The sequence below is a fragment of the Segatella oulorum F0390 genome (genome assembly GCF_000224615.1).
GTDB classification, from domain to species: Bacteria; Bacteroidota; Bacteroidia; order Bacteroidales; family Bacteroidaceae; genus Prevotella; species Prevotella oulorum.
The window spans coordinates 416277-425008 of the sequence record NZ_JH114217.1 but is presented as its reverse complement, the minus strand read 5'-3'; the positions used below and the strand labels follow the sequence as shown (position 1 = coordinate 425008).

The window sequence follows — 8732 nt, the reverse complement described above, 5'->3', positions numbered from 1 at the left end:
ACACACACATTCGAGCGACCGCTCACATCTTATAATTTACACGCGCGATGCGCGCGTAATATACAAAAATATTTCTTTTAAACAAAGGGTATACAAGAAGTTTTTCAAGAACTTCTTGTATACCCTTTTTGCGTGGATGCCTACGCGAATTAAGGCGGGAATAACCAACGAAACAAACAATAAAGTATAATATATATAAGGTAATGAAAAGAAAAACAAATGGTAAGCGGGCCTACATGACACCCGCATGCAGTATTATTGCCGTGCCCATGGAAAGTTTGCTGCTGGGCGAGAGTCCGAGAGTACATCCCGGACAAGGCGGCGGCATCACCGAACACGAGTCAGAACATCGCGATGGCGAATATGATGAAGAAGGCGACGAAGAGTTGCCATAGTGTGGAAACAACGCTTAATTGTGAATCATAAAACAACAGAAAAAGAACGGAAAATGAATTATAAAGTAATCAAACGCTATGTTGCCGACCACTATCGACAGGCCACTTGGGCCTTTGTGGTATTGGCAAGCATAGCAACAACCGCTTGTGTAGATGATTCCGCGAGCGAAGGAAGAGGAACCAATGGCGTTTCAGATGCTGTGCGTTTTAATGTCACCGATGGACAACTTGTTGCTTCGGCCAAACGTGCTGCCGGCCTCACGCGTTCCATTATGCCCGAACCTGTAGCTGCTTCGGTTTTCGAAACCAAAGTGTTGCCTACCGATAATCCCGATTATACCGTGGTGCAAACCACCGTTGAGGGCGTGAATCCCGTTACGCCCACACCAGGCACACGTGCTGTTGTGGCATGGACGCGCGGCCGTTTCTCCTCGACGGGCATGAATGGTACGTCACAAACGGCCATGACCAACCAATGGTTTGACAGCGAACCCACGCAAGGTGACGGGACACTCGATAACCTTCACCGCTGGACATGGCAAAAACCATGGGGACGTTTCTTCGCCATTTATCCCGAAGTGACCAGCTCCTACAGCAAGATAGCACTCTCGCCAGCAGGCCATCTGCCCACACCTTATGTGGATTTTGAGGTCGAGGCCAACGTGCAAAACATGAAGGACTTGATGATTGCACGCTCAAACGATGCGCAATATGTGTCTCAGGGCGATGCACCAGCCACGAGTCTGCAATTCCAACACGCCCTCACGGCTGTGAAATTCTCGGTGGGTGACAACCTTTCATTGGGCACCATCACCAAGATTGAAATCACAGGTGCACTCAGCAAAGGCCGCTACACCATGTCGGATATGCCCATAGCACAAGGCACATGGGCTTATTCCTCCACAGATCGTTCACAAGTTAACAGCCTCGATGGCGTGAGCATTGCCGTGTCACAGACCCCTAATGCAGCCATTGCAGGCACAGATGGTCGCAACTACACGTTCTACATGCTGCCCCAACAGCTGGATGGGCAAAACGTGAAGGCGATGATTTACTACACCACACCCGACAACAAGAAGCATAAACTCACCATTCGTCTCAAAGGACAATGGGAAGCCGGCACCACCAGCGAATATAAACTCTCACAAAGCAACTCTAATTGGCAGTATCACTTCACGGTGACCGATAACAACCTCACGTTTGAACACACCGTGCAACCTGCCGATGTGCAACACTATAAGGTAACCAGCTGGCGCGAAAGTGGCGCAGTGAAGCAGGCTGTGCCTTGGACGGTAACAAAATATGAAGAGTACAATCCCACTACAGGACAATGGACAGATATGGGACCTAACAGCTGGCCCACATGGTTACTCAACTTCACTTATAATGGTCCTGGCGATGCTAATGGCGCAGCCAACGTGGGAAACGTGAACTTATATGCCGTACAGATGCGTAATCACTTGAAAGAATATAATGATGCGCTAAAGAATGCTACGCCAAAGGGCAATGCTGGTTATTATCACAACTTGGCCAATCCGAATGATGGGGGTAACTATATCACGGAGTCTGCCAACAGCTATCTCATCTCAGCACCTGGGCATTACCGCATACCTCTTGTTTATGGTAATGGTGTAAAGAATAATGTAGCCAATAGCAGCGCTTATGTCAGCAGTGCACCTGTGACGCCTTATGCAAGCTATTCGGATGTGATTCTTCACACCTTCCTCGATCATAACAATCAACCCATTACATCTCCATTTATCAATGTGCAGAATAGTGGTAACAAAGCTACACAAGCCAGCATTGTGTGGAGCGACCAGCCTGATTTAATCACCATCGGGAGCAGTCCCATTAAAAACTATCTTGGTGTGGACTATGTGGAGTTTGAAGTGCCCAAAGGCGACGACACCCATGGTATTCGCAGTGGTAATGCAGTGATAGCCGTTAAGAATGCGGCTGGCACCGTGATGTGGTCATGGCATTTATGGTTTGCTAAGCCCGAGGCTCTCAATACCATTGCATGCACCAACCATCAAGGTTACATCTATAAGTTCACTCAAAACACATTGGGTTATGCTTACCTTGCATGGGAAGAAACACCTTATGCACAGGATAGAAAGTGCCGTGTGACGTTACAGCCCACTGCTGGAAATGCCAATAGTAGTCAAAAAGGTATCGTAAATATTATGCTGAAAGCATATTCGAAAAAAGAAGATATTTGTACTTTCTATCAATTTGGCCGAAAAGATGCTATGCCTCGAAAAGACGAAGATGCAAAAGAAGGCTCATTCAGTATAGCACCTGGTCAACAGTCTATAGGAACAACCATTCAGAATCCCGATAAGATGTATTATACGGCAACAGCACTTTATGACCATTATAATAAAACTTATTGGAATACTTGGTCAGCTAACTATGTGCCTGGATGGGATCACGTTTGGAATGATTATCCCGTAGTAAAAACTGTATACGACCCTTGTCCTGCAGGGTTTCATATGCCCCCATCGAATGCAGCCTCAGGATTCACAATAACAGGTGAAGCCAGTACCAATGAATCGGAAATTAACAAGATTGGTGATTTTGATAATGGAGTTCATTTTAAAACGAGTCCATCGGCTACAACCACAATATATTTCCCAGCCTTAGGAAGCCGTTATGGTCGAACTGGTATATGGGGTGGTGGTGCTACGTCGGCTTGGCATTGGTATGCTACTCCTTGGGATGAAAACTCTGGAGCAGAATATGAATTCGGTAATCAGATAGGATGGGGAGCAGCTCCCAAGAATGCTCTTGAGCGTTCAAATGCATTCATAGTTCGTCCAGTGGCAGATTTCAAGCCCAGTCAAGGTGCGACAACACAACCTGTTACGCCAGGTGGTGTGATAGAATGGTAAATAAAAGATGATTGACTGGCGTTTATAAATACAATTTTCAATGATTAAGAATATGAAACAAAGAATATTTTTATGGGGTATGTTGGCTCTCGCTACATCATTTCTTGTTGGTTGCGGGAGTGATGGGATTGTGCCTGCTGCCCAACATTCTCAATACACAACGTTTAGAAGTAGTGGTGGTGCACTTACTCGTGCCCACTACATGCTAAATCACACAAAGGGGACGGGTGCAACAGTAAGTTGGCAACCTGATGACCATCTTTGGTTATATCTGTCAGAAGACTTGCGTTTGAAAGATATTGGTAACAATATTACAACGCTAACTCCCCAAGCCAATTTTTATTTTCCTTCGGGTTATGAACGTAACTCTTATAAGGTAGATTTCTTAGGACATACGGCTAATACCGATGGGCGTTATATAAATATCAATGCACAGCACTATCAAAATGTCCCCAATAATACCGATCACATGCGCTATAACGGCGACTGTGCTGAGGGTACTGCAACAAAGGTGGCAGGACAGGATAATCTTTACGAGGTAACTTTTACTCATTTGCCTACTTATCTTTGTATTATGCCCTACAATTCAGATGATGTTGTTCGGACAGGTGCTGTAATAAAGAATGTGAAAGTACTTTCAAATAATCCGATTAGAGGACGTTTCGATGTAGGGCAATATGGTTTGGATGTCAACCATGGCACTAACTTAGCCAATGACATAGAAGTGGTTTTGAATAATCCAAATGGTTTCCCTATGGACAATGCTACAATGGATCAGGCCAAGAATGCCGTCTATGTAGTGATGCTTCCAGGCTGGCACGACCTCACTATAGAGTTCTATTATACATCGCCGAAGTTCCCAGGGCAAACACTTTGTGCAAGAAGGAATATCGGCAACCGCGAATATAAGGCAAACTCGATGACCGATGTTGTGGCAGATATTGCCAACTACTATGGTGCTAACAACGAGTATATTGCTGTGGGCGGTGAAGTTTCTTTAGCTAAGAAGCGCAGTGGGGTTCATGTATATGCAGACAGCACTTGGAATGGCCTATTAAACAATAAGATGAAAAAATGATGAAAACAAGTATTATAATCGTGTTTTGTGTTGTCTCTTCTGCGTTCCTCTTCTCTGGTTGTAGCAGTGAGGGCACGGAGGTTGCGAGCGCTCCAACTTCATTGGATGGACGTAAATACACTACATTCTTTAGTGAAGGAAACGCTATTACACGTGCGGATCATATCAGAGATCACACTGTAGGGACGACAGCGTTGCCCTATTGGGAACCAGGTGATGAAGTATGGATGTATATGGGACCAACTTGGCGCATCAGAAGCCTTGGCAGTGATATCACAGCTGAGAGTCGAACGGCGAAGTTTTATTTTCCTGCAGGCTTGAACGATGCTACTTATCGCGTGCACTATTTGGGTGCGCCTGGTAATGATGGAATTCATGTAACGATTCCTGCACAGCAGAATGACCTCTTGCCTAATGCGTCAGGCCATTTAGCACAGCATGGCGATTGTGGTGAAGCTACGGCTGTACGCAATCCCAATAAGGCAGGCATCTATAGCATGACATTTAAGCGTCTGCCTGCCTACTTGTGTGTTTTACCCTATAACACGAGTCGTCCTAATGCACAGTGGGGTGAGTCTGTAGTGCAAAAGATAGTTGTTGAATCGGATAATATTATTACAGGAACTTATGATGTGGGACAATTTGGACTCGATCCTGCACATGCAACCAATACGGGTAAGCGTATTGAATGCACAGTAAAGGCGGGTTCTATTTTCACCATTTACGATAGCGTTCAGTTGTGGGCTAATGCAGTTTATATTGCAATTCCTCCAGGATGGCACAGACTCACATTCTATGTTTATTTCAAATCACCTACGCAGGGAGATATTTTTGTCATGCGAACAGCTAATTCACGTGAATACAAGGCCAACACAATGTCGGATGTGAAAATTGATTTAGCAGATTATCGCACGGCTAGTAACAATCCTATTGTAAATAGTGGTGTACTTGATTTAGCAAAAAAACATCAAGCCATCGAGGTGACCAGTGATGAAGATTGGAATGGAATGTTTAACGATTAAAACAGAACAATAATGCAAAAAACAATAGTATTCTTTGCACTTACAGCTGCTTTCTTTTTCAGTTGTAGCAATGATGATATAGAGCAGTCCCATCAGATAGATGAAAGCCAATATACAACTTTTGTTGCGATGAATCAAGCTGCTACACGTGCTGATTATATCCTTTGGCATTCGGTGGGGAGTAATGCGCAGCCATGTTGGCAGCAGGACGATAAATTATGGCTTTACATGAACCCGACTTGGCGTGTACCAAGTGTTGGAAACAATATTCCTTCCGGCCAAGTGTGGGATCGTGCGAATTTTTATTTTCCACAGGGATATGGAGCTGACTCCTATAAGGTGAACTACTTGGGGAGTTCTGCTGATGGTATACATGTTTCTTTTCCTGCACAACAATGGAATCTCTTACCAAATTCTACTGCACATTTGAGACTTACTGGCGATTGTGCAGAAGCAACTGCTACACGTGTCCCTGGAAAGTTGGGTGTTTACACCATGGCGTTTAATCGTTTACCAGCCTATTTATGTATTCTCCCTTATATTTCAGATGAATATTCTTATTTAACTTCAGTGATGAAACGTGTTGTGATTAAATCCGATAAGGTGATTAGCGGTACATTTGATGTTGGACAATTTGGCTTAGATCCAGCTCATGCCACTAACACTGGAACGACTTTGGACTGTTATTTTGCAGGAACTGCTTCAGCATGGGTTTATACGGATGTCAACATATACCATAATGCAATGTATATAGCGATTCCTCCAGGGCATCACAACCTGACGATAGAAGTTTATTGTCACTCCGATCGTAGAGGTGATTTTAATGCATCACGCACTATTGGTTGGCGTTGGTATGGTGCTAATACGCTCACAGATATCAAATTTGATGTCGCTGAGAACATAGGTGCTAGTCACAACAACATCAATGCTGGTGCAACGATTGCCACGGCGAAGAAGACGCGTGGTGTAGAGGCTGTGGTAGACACTACTTGGAATGGAACGTTTGACCAATAAAACAGAACAGAATATGAAACGAAATATATTTTTATTTTCCGTCACAGCACTTACAATGTTGCTGTTAAGCAGTTGTTCTAACGAGGTGGATAGCCATGTGGATGGGAACACACTGCTACAGACAGATACTATCTGTCGTACTACTTTCACTTGTGAGACTACGCCCACCACGCGTGCCAAGCTGATGTGGCACAGCGGAACAGCCAATAATGGTGCCGCTGTGCATTGGGAAGTGGGCGACCAAATATGGGTGTATGAATCTTATGGTAATCGTATTGCCAGCACGGGTAGCAATATTACGGCGACTCAAGCCGATGCGAAATTTTATTTCCCATGGCTCTTCCGTGCCAATAGTTATAAGGTGAACTACCTTGGGCACCCTTCAAACACCGATGGAAAGGGGCTAACCATTAGGGGACAAGTGTGGCAAGGCGTAGCTGACCAAACCGACCATTTGAAGTATTATGGTGACTGTGCGGTGGGCACCGCGACGAAAGTGACCAACAAAACGGGGCAATACACTGTTCGTTTTACCCATTTGCCCGCTTTCCTCAACATTCTTCCATACTCTACGAATGCGCTCATTCGTGGTGGCATGGTGTTAAAGAAAGTGGTGATTAAGTCGAGCAATCCCCTCACGGGTGTGTTTCCCGACGTGGGTAGTTATGGTTTAGACCTTGGGCACGCTACGAACACGGGTAAGCAAATCGAAATTTTCTTAAACAATGGCAATGGTTTTGCGGTGGATAACGACCAAGTGAACCAATGGCGCAACGGCATTTATTGCGTGATGGTGCCTGGTTGGCACGACCTCACCATTGAATATTATTGCACGTCGCCCATCACGAGCATGCCGTTGAAATTCATTAAAATCATTGGTGCGCAAAACTACGCGGCCAACACGATAACGAATATCACGGCCGACTTCTCGGCAATGCAGTTCGATTTCAAATATTATTTGTGGGATGCAGGCGAAGGCCATGACATCTTTGAAGGCTATGCGCCTAATTATTGGAACTGGACAACGTTACAGTTTGCATGGCCAACGGCCAGCACTGATGCTCGCATCAACAACCAGCGGCGAGTGGATGCTGCCGAGCAGTCGGCAAAATTTGCTCCCAATCTGAACCAAGCCATTTGGTATGCTGAGTCAGCTCCCTACTATGAACGCGATATTCTGTGGTGGCATGGTGGCAATCAAGGTCAGGGTGGCTTGTGGCTTAAAAAGCTTTCTGTGATTGCACAGCAGAATGGACGAAGCGAAGCAAGCTTGGCGCAATCGGATAGAACAGGCAAGGATTATACGCAACGAGCAAATCAGTTTACGATCGTGAAGCGATATTACATAGCAGCGGGTCGCCCTGCTGATATTCAAAACTATTTCTTTGTTCCAGCAATGGGGTGTTTTGGTTATGTTGGTGGGCAAGGTGTTCTTACAGGTAGCTATTCTGCTTATTGGCTATCGACCACTTATCATGAATTTGGCTACACGGGAAATGCTTATACGTTTAATTTCACTAGAACAGGGCTGGCTAATACTATCGATATAAAACCAGAAAGCATGTCGCAGAATGCCTTGCCTGTATTCAATGCACAATAAAACATCATCCCTTAGATAAAGAGAGTTTATTTATCGGGCGCACAGCTGTGCGCCCGATATTTGTTTTTGTGTGCTCATGTTTTCGGTGTGGAGTTGGATGAGGGTAAGGGAAGGTAGCAATGCAAGAAAAAGTGTGCTGCGTACCCTACGTCGCACACTTTTATTTGGCAAAAGCTTGTTGAGGAGGGAGGGTATTGGTTTAGGACTGCTTCTGTGCTGGCTTCAACAACAATATGGTTTGGTGTCGTTGGGCAACAGCGCCGGAAGCTTTGTCGTAAATGCCTATCCCGTGAGCGTACACTATGACGATGTGCTGCTTATTTTCATCACTGTGCTCGCCGTTGGCTGGCTCTCGGTGTGGTATCCCGTTCGGGTGATGAGTAAAAATATAGAAAGGGTTTAACCCATAGCAGATACCGTTCGGGCGGTGTAAGCTTTTTTCTTGGATTTTACTTACGCATTTCACCCAGAGACTGTAAAGCTTGTTGTTTCACTATACTTTCAATCTGAGCATCATAAGCATACACTTTTTCCTTTTTCCTGCCATCTTGCCATTTTTCTTTAAATATTTTCGCCTTCTTTCATTAAAAAGCATTAACTTTGTCGGCAGATTCTTTATTTTATTTGAATGTATAGTTTATATGATGGTAGCGTTTCAACATATTACGTTTTTTAGCATAAATTGTTTGGTAGAACCAAATAATTGTGTAACACACACACACACACACA

General features: G+C 44.7%; 6 protein-coding genes and 1 pseudogene. All 7 read left to right on the top strand.

Going from position 1 to position 8732, the window contains the following annotated elements:
* Positions 1–203: 203 nt before the first annotated feature.
* Positions 204–395, top strand: a complete 192-nt coding sequence (locus HMPREF9431_RS12560) for a hypothetical protein (protein WP_004381363.1) — start codon at positions 204–206, stop codon at positions 393–395.
* A gap of 53 nt (positions 396–448) precedes the next feature.
* Positions 449–3289 carry a fimbrillin family protein gene (locus HMPREF9431_RS10930; protein WP_004381362.1) on the top strand — a complete coding sequence of 947 codons (2841 nt, stop codon included), beginning with the start codon at positions 449–451 and terminating at the stop codon, positions 3287–3289.
* Positions 3290–3341: 52 nt separating this feature from the next.
* Entirely contained in the window at positions 3342–4367 is a 1026-nt protein-coding gene (locus HMPREF9431_RS10925; protein ID WP_155813023.1) for a hypothetical protein, read from the top strand.
* Positions 4368–4600: 233 nt separating this feature from the next.
* Positions 4601–5389: a hypothetical protein gene (locus HMPREF9431_RS10920; protein ID WP_231287817.1), complete on the top strand. Its 789-nt coding sequence runs from the start codon at positions 4601–4603 to the stop codon at positions 5387–5389.
* Positions 5390–5401: 12 nt separating this feature from the next.
* Positions 5402–6403, top strand: a complete 1002-nt coding sequence (locus HMPREF9431_RS10915) for a hypothetical protein (RefSeq protein ID WP_004381359.1) — start codon at positions 5402–5404, stop codon at positions 6401–6403.
* A 13-nt stretch (positions 6404–6416) separates the two neighbouring features.
* Positions 6417–8003 carry a hypothetical protein gene (locus tag HMPREF9431_RS10910; protein WP_004381358.1) on the top strand — a complete coding sequence of 529 codons (1587 nt, stop codon included), beginning with the start codon at positions 6417–6419 and terminating at the stop codon, positions 8001–8003.
* A gap of 190 nt (positions 8004–8193) precedes the next feature.
* Positions 8194–8406 (top strand): annotated as a pseudogene (locus tag HMPREF9431_RS10905) (ABC transporter permease); the annotation flags it as partial.
* Between the last annotated feature and the right edge of the window lie 326 nt (positions 8407–8732).